Genomic DNA, 15208 nt, shown 5'->3' on the forward strand with positions numbered 1-15208 from the left:
ATTCAGTAGTTATTATTCTATCTGCCTTTTGATTTTGTTACTTTGTCGTATTTTTTTATAAAAAATTTATACTCAGCAATATGAAAAGCATTTTAAGGATTATTAAAACTACTTTTATTGGAGGGATTCTTTTCTTAGTGCCAATTGCTGTGCTTTTAATTCTTATTGAAAAAGTATATCATATTGTACAGAAAATAACACTTCCTTTATCGAGTCATCTGCCAAAAGTAAAAATATTAGGATTGGCACTGCAGGAAATAATAGGATTGCTGATCATTATTGTTATTTGTTTTCTGGCTGGTATAATAGCTAAAACGAAAGCTGCAAAAAATTTGATTTCGAAACTTGAAGACAGTATTTTAAGTTTGATTCCTGGATATTCGTTTATGAAAGGAATCAATGAAAAGCTCTTAGGAATTCAAAATGAAAACCTGAAAGTGATTTTGGCCCGTGTAGATGATGGGTGGCAATTTGCTTTTTTAATTGAGCAGATTAATGAAGATCATTTTACTGTTTTTGTTCCAGATGCACCAAACCCAATGAGTGGAGGTGTTTATTTTATGGAAAAAGAACGCATTAAAGAAGTTCCTATTTCGCAAAAGGAAGCTATGGCTTGCATAAGAAAACTTGGATTTGGTTCTTCAAATTTATTAAAAGATGTACTTTAGCATTAATATACAATTGCATTTTAAAATAATATAACCCCACTAAACCACTAATGTTAAGCAGAAAGAATAAAATTTTAGCGATGAAAGTTATTAGTTTGTTCTCTGTAGTAAGAGGTTATAACATTCCTATTATTGTTTTAGCACAATATTTATCTTCGATTTTTATATTGGCTCCAGAAAAAGGAGCTTTAGAAATTCTCCTTGATTTTAAATTGTTTTTGATTGTTTTTGCTTCGGCGCTTACAATTGCTTCTGGATATATTATCAATAATTTTTACGATAGTCAGAAAGACTTAATTAACAGACCGAACAAATCGATGCTGGATAGATTGGTGAGTCAGAAAACGAAACTATCAGTTTATTTTACTTCAAATTTTATTGCTGCTTTGATGGCTTTGTTTGTTTCGTGGCGGGCTTTTTTGTTTTTTTCCGGTTATATTTTTCTGGTTTGGTTTTACTCTCATAAAATAAAAAAATATCCTATTGTAGGCAATTTGACTGCTGCTTTATTGGCGGTTATTCCGTTTTTTGCGATTTTATGGTATTTCTACAATTCTGTTTCTTTTGAAGAAATCGAAGATCATATGAGTCATTTTGTGGTTATTTCGGCACATGCTATTTTCTTATTTTTATTGTTGCTGATTCGCGAAATGATAAAAGATTTGGAGAATCTGAAAGGTGATTTGGCTAACGATTACAGAACAATTCCGATTTTATATAATGAAAGGACTTCTAAACAAATTATTACTGCTCTGACATTTTTAACCTTGATTCCGGTTTATATTTTGGTCAACGTTTATGATGTAGGTTATATGGATATCTATTTTTATGCTTGTTATGTGGCAATGCTTTTTTTCTTGCTTTATTTATGGAGATCCAATTCTAAGGAACAATATTTACTTTTGCACAATGTTTTGAAATTCCTGATTGTTTCGGGCGTTTTTTGTATTGTGCTTATAAATCCCAGCGTACTTTGGCATGGGAAAAGCCTGCTTTTGAAATCTTAATTTTTTTTGGCTCGTAGATTTTGCGCATTCAACAGATTTTCACTGGTTTTATTTTTATTGATTTTAAAATTTTAATCTCGTTTTTGTAATTTGATCTTTCTTTAATTTTTTAAAAGAAGCCTTTTGATTGTATCTAGCCCCGATGGAAGGGAAAATCCTTTTATTTTTTTCCTTTAAAAAAATAAAAGATTTGGAATGAACAGCGGGAACTATGTTTGAATAAATGCCAATTGTGATGCTTCTGATCATCAAAACATTACGGGTATTAATCTAAGAACAACGAACTTAGGAATATTTGGCAAGAATAAACTATCTTTGCACAAATTACAGAATTTATGAACAATAAGGAAGGCAATAATAAAAGAGGTGGTTCTAGACCAAATAGCTCTAGATCAAACTCTAACAAGCCAAAACCTGCGATGGCTAAACGTGCTCAAGGGCCGAAGAAAGTGAAGCCTGAAGTTAAAGCGGCACAAGAAGCTGCTGAACAAAAAATTAAGAAACAAAATCAGGCTCCAAAGAGACAAAAGGCTTCAGATGAAATTCGTCTGAACAAATACATTTCAAATTCTGGAGTGTGCTCTCGTCGTGATGCAGATATATACATTCAGTCTGGAAATGTTAAAGTAAATGGCGTTCCGGTTACTGAAATGGGTTATTTAGTAAAATTAAATGATGTTGTTAACTTTGATGGTGTTGTTTTGACTCCTGAAAAGAAAGAATATATTTTGCTGAATAAACCTAAAAACTTTACTACAGCTCTTGACGAAGGTCAGGAATATCGTAATGTTTTGGAGTTGGTTCGTGGTTCTACTACAGCAAAAATTGGTCCTATTGGCAGAATGGACAAAAACACAACTGGTTTATTATTGTTTACAAACGATACAGATATGATTCGTAAATTTACATTACCGAATCAGAAATCTTCTAAAATTTATCAGGTTTCTTTGGATAAAAACCTAAAATTTGAGGATTTAGAAAAAATTAGCAAAGGGTTGGTTCTAGACGGACACCGCGTTTTTGTTGAGGAAATAAGCTATATTGAGAAAGAAGCGAAAAGTGAGGTTGGCCTAAAATTACGTTCTTCCAATGTAAAAGTAGTTCGTGCAATTTTCGAACACTTTGAGTATGATGTTTTACGCATTGATCGTGTTGCATTTGCCGGTTTAACTAAAAAGAATTTACCTAGAGGTAATTGGCGCTTTTTGACAGATCAAGAGGTAATCAATTTGAAAAACGCATAAGCATAACCCAAATTGATTGAGAAATATAAATCCTGTTTTACTTTTGTAAAATGGGATTTTTTTATTTAGAAACTGAAAAAGTTATGTCCGAATAAAGTAAAAATTGATCTTCCCATTGTTTGGTTTTTATCTTCAACGGTTTCATAACAAGTAAAACCTAACATGATTTTGATTCCAGGAGGGATACTGTTTAAAACATCTCGTTTTTGGTCTTCTAAAAGAAGTTTTAAACTTTTTAATAATGGGGTATTGTTTTTAAGGTACGAAACAACTAATAAGGCTGAGAAGTTTAGGATTTCTCTGGCTGTTTCACTTTTGATTCCGACTTCGTTTGAAATCATTTCGGAGATTCTGCCTTTTTTGTTTGAAAAAATTTCTTTTAATAAAGTGTTCCCTTCTATGCGGTAACAATCGTCTACAGATAAAATTCGGCCTGAAGTAAAATCGACTTCCTGATAAAAGGTTGAATCGTCTTGAATTTGGTTAACTAATTCTTTGTAAAAACCAGTTTCTTCGGCTTTATTATATAAGCCCATTAAAACTGTACCAATCGAAACATCTATTCCTTTTATTAATAGTGCATCATTTTCGAAATAAAACTTGTTTAATTTGGAGACAACGTTAGAAGAAATAAAACGTCTAAGTTCAATTTGTAGGTTTGGGGTCATACGATTAACTTATTAAATTATTTAAATCAGTTCAAAATAATCGACAAAGTGAGGCTTTTCATCGTTTATCAGGATAAAAATATAAAATAAATTAACATTTCCAAAAAATTAGTTAAAAATTTACTTTAAGGATTTGCAGGACTTTATCTTAAAAAAATAAGAATCTCAATAAACATAACGCTTTCGTTATCAAAAGAATCAAAAATAAGGAATAAAAAAAATTAAGAGTTTTTTTTAAATTAAAAAAAGATAAGAAAATGCTTAAGGGTAATTTTAACATTTAAAATAAAAATGCACGATTTTGCCAGACAATATTCAGAAACATACCAAGATAAATAATGCAGAAAAGAAAGTTTATAAAACTTGATGCCAAAAATCCTAATAGTGATCCTGTTGCTGCTTTTAAAGCGCGTTTATGATTTTGAGAATCATACAATAATTCTCCTATAAGCGCTCCTAGAAATGGCCCAATAATAACTCCAAAAGGTATTGGTGCCAAAATACCAACGATTAACCCAATATTGGTTCCCCAAACTCCGTAAGAACTTCCCCCAAATTTTTTGGTGCCTTTTGCAGGAATCACATAATCTAATATGGTAATTATTATAGTTATAATAAGTGTAATTACTAAAACCCAATAATTATTCTCTACCGATTTTGTGAGATATAAAAGTAAGAGGCCAACCCAACAGCTTGACAAACCCGGCAACACTGGTAAGAAACTACCAAAAACACCTACAATCATACAAACAAAACCTAGAAGTAATAATAGTGAATCCATATATTTTTTTTTGTAATTTTGCACTTACAAACTTTACATTAAACCAATCATGCTAAGACTTTTAAGATTGTTCATTTTCATTATTTTGATCTTCCCGATCAACAATATTGTATGTGCACAAAATAAAAAACTTTCGCTAGACGATAAAATACTTCAAGACAGCATCTATAAAAGCAACAAGAAAAAAATATTAAACTTTTCTATGAAGGATTTTGATGCTCTTTTCTTTGAATATTTTAATCGCAAAAATGACCGAAATATTATTTTAACTAAAACCGAATTTTATAATTATACTGTTCAGATTGCAACTTTTTCAGACCGATTGGCAAAATTGTATCCGGATCAAAAAACTATAGCTGCTCAGAATAAAGAAAAATGGCTATCTGAAAGTTATGAAGATTATCTGGAATACAAAGCTTCTCAGAAAAAATAATCGTATTTTTATACCACTCTTTAATTTATCTAATCCAAAATCACACTCTTGAAGTATATTCCTTTCTTTTTGATTCTTTTGCTTTTTAATTCTTGTCAATATTTTGAGAAGAAGGTTCCGTCTGAAAAAGATTTACTTCAAAAAGAATTAAAATCTATCAATTGGAAAGAGGTTGATGAATATCCAACTGTAGCAGACTGCGAAAAAATTACGGATAAAAAACTTCGTCAGCAATGTTTTTTTGAGGTTATGTCGACGCTGATTCAGGAAAAACTCAATATTGATACTTTGTCAATTATGTACCCAGAACTTGATACGATTGAGGTAAAAGTGACAGTTTATCCTAATGCTGCTCTTAAATTTGAACCGCAGTTTCGCAAAGATTCCACTGCTTACGATACTACAAAAATTGATAGTATTTTACGCGCGCGCTTAGTCGATTTTCCGAAAGTAAATCCAGCAATTAAACGCGGTGTTCCGGTAAAAACACAATTTATTCTTCCTGTTATTTTAAAAGCTAAAAAAGACAAATAATTTATTACCATATAAGTTATATAAGTACATTTTAGTTAAAGTGAATCCTTCAAAATAAGCTTATATAACTTATATGGTTTAAAAACTTTATTTTGAAAACGTTCTATTCTTCCACTTATAACTTCCAAACAAGCTGTAAAATGCTACTGCAGAACTAAAAAAAGGATATAAAAGACTGCTTAAAAGTACGCTCTTCATTCTTGTTTTGGTTAAAAATTGATTTGTGATGTAAAGCAATCTAAAGTCTATTGCAAATTTTAAAAAAGCAAACAAAACGAAAAACTCCCAAAGCCAGATTTTTAAAATCAATCCGATAAATCCGATCGCGAAACTTAGATTTCCGAAGAAAACAATCAGACCTAAAATTTTCCCGAACATACTTTGATAAGAACTTGTTTTGGCTGCCCAACGAACGCGCTGGTAAAACAATGATTTCCAATCTTCTGTTGGTTTGGTCAATACAATAGCTTCATCTGATTTTAGATAATGAACTTCGTTTGGGTATAAATTTGCAACTTTTTGGAGTAAAAACACATCATCTCCGCTTGCAATTTTGTCATTTCCGTCAAAACCATTCAGTTTTTGGAACAATGACTTTTTGTAGGCAAAATTTGCACCGTTGCACATAAATGCTTTTTGAAGACCAAAACTTCCGATTGTTGCGCCTTGCAGACTCGTAAGATCCAATTGCTGAAAATAATGCAGAAACGAATTTTTGCAATCGTAAGTAACTGCACCAGCAAGCATAGAAACTTGATTCTCCTGAATATAATTATCAAAAGCTAAAAGCCAATTTTCCAGTACAATACAATCTGCATCAGTTGTAATAACCCAATCCGTTTTTACATGCTGCATTGCAGTTGTAATGGCATCTTTTTTTGGAGAATTTGATACTCGAATATTATCTATTATTGAAACTTCAAACCTGAAACCTGAAACCTGAAAATTTTCATCTGACTCATCATCAACCAAAATAACTTCGAACAAATCATTTGGATAATTTAGTTTTGAAATACTTGCTAATAAATTTGGTAAATTTTCGGCTTCATTTCGAAAAGGCACTATAATTGTAAAACTGGTTTGAGGCTTTAAATTTGTTCTTTGATGTTTTTTTATTTTGAAAAAACCATAAATAAGCAGACCAATTGTAATGGCATAAATACTTAATATGGCAAATAAAACAAAACTCATTCTGTAGTTTTTGTTTTAAAATTCAGCACATAATAACTTCCTAAAATTACAGGGAGAACAACATTTAAAAACCACATTAAAGTCGTAATAAAAACAACAATCCATTCGTTTACACCTAATTTTCCGAAGAAATAAATGGCGACACTTCCTTTTACTGCAAAATCTAAGAACTGAAATGTAGGCAATGAGGATGCTAAAAAATAAACCGATGTAACGGTTGCCATTAAAGTTAAATAGGGCAGATCAACATCAAATGCCAAAAACAAAAAGTAATATTGATGCGAAAAAACGATGTAACGGCAGATTCCTAAAAGGATATTTTTTTGATGAATAGACTTCGGAATTTCGTTAATTTTATGAAGCAGTTTTTCTATTGAATATCCTTTGATTTTGATCTTTTTGATAGAAAACAAAACGATCAAAATTATTATAAAGCCGCCAAACAAAACAGCTACGGTTTGCGTCGTAATTACATTAAATTTTGCATTGAAATATAATAAACCGAAAACGCCGTATATTACCGTTAGAATCATCTGGATCCCGTTGCAGATTAAGTTTAGAAAAACCACTTTTTTAGCTTCTGTTTTCGGGTAATACAATGCTTTTCCTGCGTACTCTCCTACTCCGTTTGGTGTAAATATTCCTGCTGTTAATGCCGCTAAAACTTGTTTTGTTGCTTCTCCTACAGAAATTTGACGAATTACTTTAACAAGATTCTGCCATTTTAGAATTTCGAAATAGCGATTTAAAACACTCAAAAGCAAAATAAAAGCAATTCCTACAACAGATTGATTTTTCCGGAATAAAGCAATGAATTTCTGCCAGTCTAGTTTGTTATTGTTTGCCAGCTGATCGTAAATAAAATAAAATGCGCCGCCAACAACCAAAAGTTTGACTAGAAGAACAAGGAATTGTTTAGCTTTGTGAGGAATTGAAATCATGCCGCAAAAGTAAACAATTTGAGAATGAGAAAATGTGGCAATTAGTAAATTAGACAATGATTATTCGAGGTTCAGAATAACTTGAAACCTTAAACTTGAAACAAAAACTCTCTTGACAAAAGAACGCATCATATTATACTTTCTTTTATTTCTTGTATTTGCATGCAAGAGAATTGAGAATAATTCTCCTAAAATGTATGTTAGAATCATGGGAGAAAATTCGTGGGGATATAATGATGAAAAAGGAAAAGTTCTTATTCCACTAGGAAAATATAAATTTCTAAACCCTATTGATGAAAAAGGGATGATTTTTGCAAATAAAGACAACAAATATGGTTATATTGATATTCATGAGAATATAATTGTTCCGTTTGAATATGATGATTTAACTGTTTTTTCTGAAGAACTGTCTTGTGTCAAAAAGAAAGGAAAATTTGGGTTTATTAATAGAAAAGGAAAAATCGTAATTCCGCTCCAGTTTGAAAACGAAACTTATTTTAGAAAAACAGGATTAGCACTTGTAAAAAAAGGAAGTCTTTATGGTTTTATAAATAAAAAAGGGAAAGAAATAATTCCTATAATTTATGAAAATGCACAAGTGAGTTTCTTTGACAGTTTAGTTACTTTGAATAAAAAGGAAAAATGGGCTTTTTTTGATTCTTTTGGAAAACAAAAGACCGACTTTATTTATGACAAAATTGCTTTAACGGATATAGATATAAAAGGAGAAAGCGGTAGTACTTTTTGGAAAAATGGCTTAATCCTAGTTCAAAAAAACAAACAAATTGCCTATTTGGATAAAAATTTAAAAGAAATAATTCCTTTTGGTAAATATGAAACAGGAGAAAGATACAACGAAAACAGAATTGCTATCGTTTCTAAAAATCTCAAATATGGAATCATTGACGAATTTGGAAAAGAAGTAGTAAAACCAGATTACAATATTATTGAACATCCGCAAGAAGATTATCATGAATCTGAAATTTTTGCAGCCAGAAAAAGTAACTATCTGACTTTGTTAGATAAAAATGGAAAGAAAATATTTGATCGAATAAAAGACTTTTCATTTGATCACGCTCGTATAAATAATAAGATTGAAAAAATTTACCATATTCAGGATCTGAATGGAAAATATGGGGGAATAAATACAAAAGGAGAACTAATAATTCCTGTTATATACGATGAATTTCAGGATTTTAGGAGTCAACAAAATGCTATTGTAAAGTATAAGGGAAAATTTGGACTTATTGATTCTAACAACAAAATTACTTATCCAATCAACAATATATCAATCGAAACGAATCCTAGAGAGCCTGACTTCTATATTGTAAACAAGAATAATAACTTTGGAATTTTAAATAAAGATTTCAAAACTATTTTAGATTTTAATTATCAATATTTATCTCCTTGCTTTTATGATCGAAAAAATAAATTTATAGCAAAGAAAAATGGTAAATATGGAGTTATATATAGAACTGGAAGAATAATTATTCCTTTCGAATATGATGAAATATCAAATTGGGTTGAATATGGCCCTGGTTCAAATTATCATTTTGTAGAAAAAAACAACAAACATGGCTTAATTACGAATGAAGGTAAATCAGTTATTCCGCCAATTTATGATACTCTTTTCTATGAGAATGATAAAATAATTATTCTTTCAAAAAATGGAAAATATGGCGTCGTTACAATTCAAAACAAAGAAGTAATTCCTTTTACTTATGAAAAAATCTATATTGAACCAACCATATTTTCTAAAAAGGAGCAAACAGAATTTTACGTTTCAAAAGATGGGAAATATTCAATCATAAACAATAAAAATGAGATAATTAAATCCAACATTTCAAAGAGCGAAGTGGAAGATAAATTCTCGCACTATAATTAAGAAAAATTGACAAAAGAACGCATCATATTAGGCATTGACCCTGGAACAACAATTATGGGTTTTGGATTGATAAAAGTCACCAATAAAAAAATGGAATTTTTGCAATTGAATGAATTGCAGCTTTCCAAATACGACAATCATTACCAAAAACTGAAAATAATCTTCGAAAGAACCATAGAATTAATCGAAACACATCATCCAGACGAAATTGCGATTGAAGCGCCTTTCTTTGGTAAAAACGTACAATCGATGTTAAAGCTTGGTCGTGCGCAAGGTGTTGCAATGGCGGCGGGACTTTCGAGAGATATTCCTATTACGGAATATGAACCAAAAAAGATAAAAATGGCGATTACCGGAAACGGAAACGCCAGCAAAGAACAGGTTGCTAAAATGCTTCAACAGCTTTTAGGTTTAAAAGAACTTCCTAAAAATCTGGATTCAACTGATGGCTTGGCGGCAGCAGTTTGTCATCATTTCAATTCAGGAAAAATCGTGGCAGGAAAAAGCTATTCTGGCTGGGACGCTTTTGTAAAACAGAATGAAGATAAGATTCGAAAATGAGTTGAAAAATTAATGTGTCAATGTGTCAATTTGAAAATTAGATTATTTATTGACAACCGCATGAATTATCTAATTATCTAATTTTCACATTCTCTAATTAAAAAAAATGAGCGGAATCTACATTCACATACCATTTTGCAAGCAGGCTTGTAACTATTGCGATTTTCATTTTTCGACTTCGATAAAGAAGAAAGACGAAATGGTTTTGGCTTTGGCTAAAGAAATTGTTATGCGAAAAAATGAAATTGATAATGTAATTGAAACGATTTATTTCGGTGGTGGCACTCCTTCTGTTTTAGAAAATTCTGAAATACAGCTTTTAATTGATACAGTTTATGCGAATTATAAAGTTGCTGAAAATCCGGAAATTACACTCGAAGCTAATCCTGATGATTTATCTGCTGCACGAATTTTAGAATTATCCAACAGTCCGATAAATAGGTTAAGTATCGGAATTCAGTCGTTTTTTGAAGAAGATTTAAAAATGATGAACCGCGCTCATAATTCGGCGGAAGCTAAAAATTGTTTAGCGGAAGCTACTAAGTATTTTGATAATATTTCGCTCGATTTAATTTACGGAATTCCGGGAATGAGTGACGAAATGTGGAAACAAAATATTGAAACGGCACTGAGTTTTGGGATTCCGCATATTTCAAGTTACGCTCTTACGGTTGAACCTAAAACAGCTTTGAGCAAATTAATTCAAACCGGAAAAATTGCTGAACCTCAGGATGAAGTGGCTTCTAATCACTTTATGATTTTGGTTGAAACACTTCAGAAAAACGGTTTTATTCATTACGAATTATCGAATTTTGGGAAAGAGAATTACTTTTCAAAAAATAATTCGGCGTATTGGCTCGGCAAAAAATATATCGGAATTGGGCCTTCGGCACACAGTTATGACGGCGTAAAACGAGGTTGGAATGTCGCGAATAATTCACTTTATATAAAATCGATTCAGGAAAATAAACTGCCAATCGAGACTGAAATTTTGACTATTTCTGATCGTTATAACGAATATATTATGACGGGATTGCGAACGATTTGGGGCGTTTCTCTGGAAAGAATTGAAAAAGAATTCGGTTCTGAATATTTAGATTATTTGAAAAAACAAAGTCAGAAATTCTTAAATGACGATTTACTTTCAATCGAAAATAATATCCTGAAACCAACTTTAAAAGGAAAATTCCTCACGGATGGAATTGCTTCAGATTTATTTTTTCTAAATTTGGAAGAGTAAAAAAAATAGCCACGAAGGCACAAAGGCGCAAATTATTTTAAACTTTGTGACTTAGCGTCTTTGCGGCATAAAAACCAAATTTGTGTTAGCAAAAATCAACAACTTCGAAATCGATCTATCAAAACCTATTGATATCTCAATTCCATTAACGAATACAGACGAAAATCCGATTGCGTGGTACATTGAAAAACCCAGCATTGAACCTGTAGTTTTTGGAGATTGGATCGGGAAAGTTTCTGAAGGAAAATCTTCGACTAATTTCAATAATATTTTCTTTAATCCGCATGGACATGGAACTCACACGGAATGTTTGGGACATATTACAAATGATTTTTATAGTATTAATCAATCGCTTAAACAGTTTTTCTTTTTTGCAAAATTGATTACGATTGAACCTGAGAAAATTGAGGAAGATTTTGTTATTACTAAAGAGCAGGTTTTGCATGCGTTGAGTGCTTCGACTCCGCTCAGCATGACAATTGAAGCTTTGATTATCAGAACGCTTCCAAATCAAAAGGATAAAAAATCTAGAAAATATTCGAATACAAATCCGCCTTATTTGGCTGAAGATGCTGCAGTTTTTATCCGCGAAAGCGAAATTCAGCATTTATTGATTGATCTGCCAAGCGTTGATAAAGAACATGACGAAGGAAAATTATTAGCGCATAAAGCATTTTGGAATGTAAAAGATGCGCTTCATTTAAATTCGGACGCACGATTAAATGCAACAATAACAGAAATGATTTATGTTCCAGATGAAATTGAAGACGGAGATTATATTCTAAATCTTCAAATCGCTTCGTTTGAAAATGATGCGAGTCCGAGCAAACCTATTTTATATACCATTTCAGATTTTAGATTGTAGATTTTAGATTCTACGGAAGCAAAAAATCTGAATTCTAAAATCTTAAACCTACAATTAATATGATTACAATATCAAAAGATAAAAACAAACTCGACGTTCCATTTATTCAAAATTTTTTGAAAGACATTTATTGGGCGGCCGGAAGAACTATTGAAGAAGTGCAAAGAACAATCGATGCTTCGGTTTGTTTTGGAATTTACCTTGACGGCAAACAAATTGGTTTTGCGCGCGTTATAACCGATTATGTGGTTTTTGCTTATTTAATGGATGTTTTTATTTCGGAAGAATTTCGTGGAAAAGGCTATTCTTCTTTATTAATAGAAAATATGATGAATGATTCTGAGTTACAGGAAGTAAAAATCTGGCGTTTAGCAACTACTGATGCTCATTTTTTATATGAAAAATTTGGTTTTAGAGTATTGGCGCATCCCGAAAAAATGATGGAAAAAATTATCAAATGAAAACAGTTATCAAACTCGAAGAATTAGGATTATTTATCCTGGGCATTTATTTATTCAGCCTTTTACATTATCAATGGTATTGGTTTTTGGTCTGGATTCTGGCACCGGATTTCTCTATGATTGGTTATGCTTTTAATGCTAAAGCTGGCGCATTCTCTTATAATTTATTTCATCATAGAGGAATTGCGGTTTTGCTTTATCTCTTAGGAATTTATCTCAATAACGAAGTGTTGCAACTAATTGGAATTATCTTATTTTCTCACGCAGCAATGGACCGCTTCTTTGGTTACGGACTAAAATATGAAACTAGTTTTGAGTACACGCATTTGGGTAAAATTGGCAAAAATAAAGTGGATTAGAAATGATATATTTGTAATACACATCTTTCAAAAAACAGAAAATGAGAACACTAGCCTTTTTTAATATCGCAATTAATTATTTAGGTTTTTTAAAATCGTTCTTATTAGTACTTTTTGTTTTAATTCAATTTCAACATCTATCTGCCCAAAGCTTAAGTAAAAAAGATACCGTTAATTTTATTTATTATCCGGATAAAATAATGGTTCGTGCCAATTTAAGCACACAGACCGATACTTATTTTTTAAAATCAAAAGAAAGTGTCAATCTAAAATTAATTCCCAACAACGATTATAAATTGTTTTTTACGGTTGATTATAAATTTATTGGTTTTAGTTACGGCTTTGTTCCTAAGATTTTTGGTGCAAATAATGACAATGATTTAAAGGGAAAATCGTCTTTTTCAGATTATAACTTTCGTTTATTTTTAGGCAAATGGCTTCAAAACTTTAATTATAGTAAAGTCCGCGGTTATTATGTCGAAAATATGGCTGATTTTGTCCCGGACTGGCAAGAAGGAAAAGATCCTTATCTGCAATTTCCGAATTTAAAAGATGAAACTTTCGGAATGTCAACTTCTTATGTGTTTAATCCTAAGTTTTCTTTAAAAAGTATTTCTTCTTTTACAGAATGGCAGAAACATAGCGCCGGCAGTTTTATCCCGACATTTTCGTACGAATACAATCGCTTTTCTTTTGATCAGGAAGGGTTAAATTCTAAAGAAGATAACTTTAATTTTAGATTGGGTCTGAGTTATTTTTATAATTTTATCATCAGCGAAAAATTCTATATTGCGCCCAATTTTACACCATCAATAGGCATTCGTTTTTCTAGAGATAACGCAATTGATGACAATGTAAGAACTATTGATAAAAATACTTTTTTTACAAGATTTTTAGAAGGCGGTATTAAAGCGGGTTACAATTCGAATAATATTCTTTTTGGCGCGGGATTTAATTTTAATGTAAACTGGTACAATGAAGACAGCAAAAGTCGCACTGAGAATGATAAAGTATTTGGATTACTGTATTTTGGATATCGTTTTGATGCACCAAAATTTATTGCAAAACCAATAGAAAAAACCGAAGAAAAATTAAAACTATAAAGTGATTATGAACTTAGAAACATTTTACGAATATTGTCTTTCAAAAAAAGGAGTTACAGAACATTTTCCTTTTGATGAAGATACGCTGGTTTTTAAAGTAGGCGGCAAAATGTTTGCTTTATCGTCTTTATCACAATGGGAAAAGAACGAAGCTTCGGCCAATTTAAAATGTGATCCCGACCGAGCAGAGGAATTAAGAGCGGAATATGACGAGATAAAACCAGGCTATCATATGAGTAAAGTGCATTGGAATACGATTGCTCTAAACGGAAATCTACCTCTTAAAATGGTCAAGGAATTGATAGATCATTCGTATGAATTGGTTTTCAAAAGTTTGACAAAGAAAATTCAGAATGAAATTACTGACCCCAGGTAAAATTTTTACCGAACAGGCGGAGCAATTAGAAAATTAGGCATTACATTTGCAACGTCAGTAAAAAAACTTAGCTGGTTTACAGCTTAGAAACTTAGCAACTTTATAAAAAATGAAAGAACAATTTAAAAAGTTTTTAAACGAAGAACAAGATCCAAAAGCGATTGAAAAAATCACTTCTAAACTCAACGATTTACTTATGAAAGGTGAAGAAGTTGGATATATCGCTGTTCAAAAAAAACCGGCAATTACTGTTTTTCCAGATAGTATTGTATTAACAAATAAAAGAATCATTATCTGTAAACCGAAAAACTTAGGTCTTTCTATGGATTTTACAGATTATACTTGGGACGAAATTGTTGGAACTTTTGTAAAGGAAGGCATTTTGGGTTCTGAGTTTTCTTTTTCTACAAAAACTGACATTCAGACTTCTATAGATTATATCCCGAAAATTCAGGCTCGTAAAATTTTTACTTATGCTAAAGAACAATTGGATATTCTAAAAAATCCTGTTGCAGCTACAACTCCAATAGTTGAAACTGTACAAGTTGAAGAAGTTGAAGAGGAAGAAGACGAAATTGAAGAAGTTGAAACCGAAGAAGTAACAAGCTATGCAGAAATTTTACCTGCTGCGCCTGTTTACGAAACTTACGAACAAATTCAGCCTCAGGCACCAGCTCCAACCGGAGATCGTAAATTAAGCGAATTGTCTAAAGAAGAACTTTTTGATAAACTTCAGAATTACAAAAAGTTATTGGATAACGGTTTGATCATGCAAGGTGAATACGATGCATTCAAAAAAGAAATATTGAGTTATATGTAATTTTAGTACTTAGTTTCAAAGTTCTTAGTCTCTAAGATTTATTAACTTAAATAAAAAAAGCCAGAATATTA

General features: G+C 31.3%; 18 protein-coding genes. 14 read left to right on the top strand and 4 right to left on the bottom strand.

Annotated features, from left to right (window positions below; all coding sequences use genetic code 11):
* The first annotated feature begins 80 nt into the window (after nt 1-80).
* The 3 genes from EV144_RS08680 (at nt 81) to EV144_RS08690 (ending at nt 2919) form a co-directional block, all read left to right on the top strand.
* A complete protein-coding gene (locus tag EV144_RS08680) occupies nt 81-668 on the top strand; it encodes a DUF502 domain-containing protein (protein WP_134148035.1) in 588 nt (195 codons plus the stop codon).
* Nucleotides 669-718: 50 nt separating this feature from the next.
* Nucleotides 719-1675: a geranylgeranylglycerol-phosphate geranylgeranyltransferase gene (locus EV144_RS08685; protein ID WP_134148037.1), complete on the top strand. Its 957-nt coding sequence runs from the start codon at nt 719-721 to the stop codon at nt 1673-1675.
* A gap of 335 nt (nt 1676-2010) precedes the next feature.
* A complete protein-coding gene (locus EV144_RS08690) occupies nt 2011-2919 on the top strand; it encodes a pseudouridine synthase (protein WP_134148039.1) in 909 nt (302 codons plus the stop codon).
* A 65-nt stretch (nt 2920-2984) separates the two neighbouring features.
* Here EV144_RS08690 and EV144_RS08695 read toward each other — a convergent pair whose 3' ends face one another.
* Nucleotides 2985-3587: a DUF937 domain-containing protein gene (locus EV144_RS08695; protein ID WP_134148041.1), complete on the bottom strand. Its 603-nt coding sequence runs from the start codon at nt 3585-3587 to the stop codon at nt 2985-2987.
* A gap of 280 nt (nt 3588-3867) precedes the next feature.
* Nucleotides 3868-4368 (bottom strand): DUF456 domain-containing protein, encoded by a 501-nt coding sequence (locus EV144_RS08700; RefSeq protein ID WP_134148043.1) that lies wholly within the window; start codon nt 4366-4368, stop codon nt 3868-3870.
* Nucleotides 4369-4417: 49 nt separating this feature from the next.
* Between EV144_RS08700 and EV144_RS08705 the strand changes: the two genes are divergently transcribed.
* Both EV144_RS08705 and EV144_RS08710 read left to right on the top strand, forming a co-directional pair.
* Nucleotides 4418-4801 (top strand): hypothetical protein, encoded by a 384-nt coding sequence (locus tag EV144_RS08705; protein ID WP_134148045.1) that lies wholly within the window; start codon nt 4418-4420, stop codon nt 4799-4801.
* A 48-nt stretch (nt 4802-4849) separates the two neighbouring features.
* Nucleotides 4850-5335, top strand: a complete 486-nt coding sequence (locus EV144_RS08710) for a hypothetical protein (RefSeq protein WP_134148047.1) — start codon at nt 4850-4852, stop codon at nt 5333-5335.
* A gap of 87 nt (nt 5336-5422) precedes the next feature.
* Here the strand turns inward: EV144_RS08710 and EV144_RS08715 are convergent, their stop codons facing one another.
* Complete coding sequence (locus EV144_RS08715) at nt 5423-6526, bottom strand: glycosyltransferase family 2 protein (RefSeq protein WP_134148049.1); 1104 nt, start codon at nt 6524-6526, stop codon at nt 5423-5425.
* A complete protein-coding gene (locus EV144_RS08720) occupies nt 6523-7467 on the bottom strand; it encodes a lysylphosphatidylglycerol synthase domain-containing protein (RefSeq protein ID WP_134148051.1) in 945 nt (314 codons plus the stop codon). The genes EV144_RS08715 and EV144_RS08720 overlap by 4 nt, the downstream gene beginning before the upstream one ends.
* 208 nt (nt 7468-7675) lie before the next feature.
* On the opposite strand from EV144_RS08720, the gene EV144_RS08725 reads away from it, so the two are divergent.
* From EV144_RS08725 to EV144_RS08765, 9 genes are all read left to right on the top strand, one after another.
* Nucleotides 7676-9352 (top strand): WG repeat-containing protein, encoded by a 1677-nt coding sequence (locus EV144_RS08725; protein ID WP_208326843.1) that lies wholly within the window; start codon nt 7676-7678, stop codon nt 9350-9352.
* 6 nt (nt 9353-9358) lie between these two features.
* Entirely contained in the window at nt 9359-9913 is a 555-nt protein-coding gene (ruvC, locus tag EV144_RS08730; protein WP_134148055.1) for a crossover junction endodeoxyribonuclease RuvC, read from the top strand.
* Nucleotides 9914-10019: 106 nt separating this feature from the next.
* Entirely contained in the window at nt 10020-11153 is a 1134-nt protein-coding gene (gene hemW, locus EV144_RS08735; protein ID WP_134148057.1) for a radical SAM family heme chaperone HemW, read from the top strand.
* Between the two features lie 82 nt (nt 11154-11235).
* On the top strand, nt 11236-12018 hold the full coding sequence (locus EV144_RS08740; RefSeq protein ID WP_134148059.1) for a cyclase family protein: 783 nt from the start codon (nt 11236-11238) through the stop codon (nt 12016-12018).
* Nucleotides 12019-12077: 59 nt separating this feature from the next.
* Complete coding sequence (locus EV144_RS08745) at nt 12078-12479, top strand: GNAT family N-acetyltransferase (RefSeq protein ID WP_134148061.1); 402 nt, start codon at nt 12078-12080, stop codon at nt 12477-12479.
* Nucleotides 12476-12838: a DUF4260 domain-containing protein gene (locus EV144_RS08750; protein WP_134148063.1), complete on the top strand. Its 363-nt coding sequence runs from the start codon at nt 12476-12478 to the stop codon at nt 12836-12838. Before EV144_RS08745 ends, EV144_RS08750 begins: the two co-directional genes overlap by 4 nt.
* 41 nt (nt 12839-12879) lie before the next feature.
* Entirely contained in the window at nt 12880-13941 is a 1062-nt protein-coding gene (locus tag EV144_RS08755) for a DUF4421 family protein (protein ID WP_134148065.1), read from the top strand.
* Between the two features lie 7 nt (nt 13942-13948).
* Complete coding sequence (locus EV144_RS08760) at nt 13949-14317, top strand: MmcQ/YjbR family DNA-binding protein (protein ID WP_134148067.1); 369 nt, start codon at nt 13949-13951, stop codon at nt 14315-14317.
* 109 nt (nt 14318-14426) lie between these two features.
* A complete protein-coding gene (locus EV144_RS08765; protein ID WP_134148069.1) occupies nt 14427-15137 on the top strand; it encodes a PH domain-containing protein in 711 nt (236 codons plus the stop codon).
* The last annotated feature ends 71 nt before the right edge of the window (nt 15138-15208 follow it).

Source organism: Flavobacterium sp. 270 (assembly GCF_004368785.1).
Classification (GTDB): domain Bacteria; phylum Bacteroidota; class Bacteroidia; order Flavobacteriales; family Flavobacteriaceae; genus Flavobacterium.

Coding starts and splice junctions, on each gene's coding strand:
- EV144_RS08680 (WP_134148035.1), top strand. CDS start 81: ATGAAAAGCATTTTAAGGATTATTAAAACTACTTTTATTGGAGGGATT.
- EV144_RS08685 (WP_134148037.1), top strand. CDS start 719: ATGTTAAGCAGAAAGAATAAAATTTTAGCGATGAAAGTTATTAGTTTG.
- EV144_RS08690 (WP_134148039.1), top strand. CDS start 2,011: ATGAACAATAAGGAAGGCAATAATAAAAGAGGTGGTTCTAGACCAAAT.
- EV144_RS08695 (WP_134148041.1), bottom strand. CDS start 3,587: ATGACCCCAAACCTACAAATTGAACTTAGACGTTTTATTTCTTCTAAC.
- EV144_RS08700 (WP_134148043.1), bottom strand. CDS start 4,368: ATGGATTCACTATTATTACTTCTAGGTTTTGTTTGTATGATTGTAGGT.
- EV144_RS08705 (WP_134148045.1), top strand. CDS start 4,418: ATGCTAAGACTTTTAAGATTGTTCATTTTCATTATTTTGATCTTCCCG.
- EV144_RS08715 (WP_134148049.1), bottom strand. CDS start 6,526: ATGAGTTTTGTTTTATTTGCCATATTAAGTATTTATGCCATTACAATT.
- EV144_RS08720 (WP_134148051.1), bottom strand. CDS start 7,467: ATGATTTCAATTCCTCACAAAGCTAAACAATTCCTTGTTCTTCTAGTC.
- EV144_RS08725 (WP_208326843.1), top strand. CDS start 7,676: ATGGGAGAAAATTCGTGGGGATATAATGATGAAAAAGGAAAAGTTCTT.
- hemW (WP_134148057.1), top strand. CDS start 10,020: ATGAGCGGAATCTACATTCACATACCATTTTGCAAGCAGGCTTGTAAC.
- EV144_RS08745 (WP_134148061.1), top strand. CDS start 12,078: ATGATTACAATATCAAAAGATAAAAACAAACTCGACGTTCCATTTATT.
- EV144_RS08750 (WP_134148063.1), top strand. CDS start 12,476: ATGAAAACAGTTATCAAACTCGAAGAATTAGGATTATTTATCCTGGGC.
- EV144_RS08755 (WP_134148065.1), top strand. CDS start 12,880: ATGAGAACACTAGCCTTTTTTAATATCGCAATTAATTATTTAGGTTTT.
- EV144_RS08760 (WP_134148067.1), top strand. CDS start 13,949: ATGAACTTAGAAACATTTTACGAATATTGTCTTTCAAAAAAAGGAGTT.
- EV144_RS08765 (WP_134148069.1), top strand. CDS start 14,427: ATGAAAGAACAATTTAAAAAGTTTTTAAACGAAGAACAAGATCCAAAA.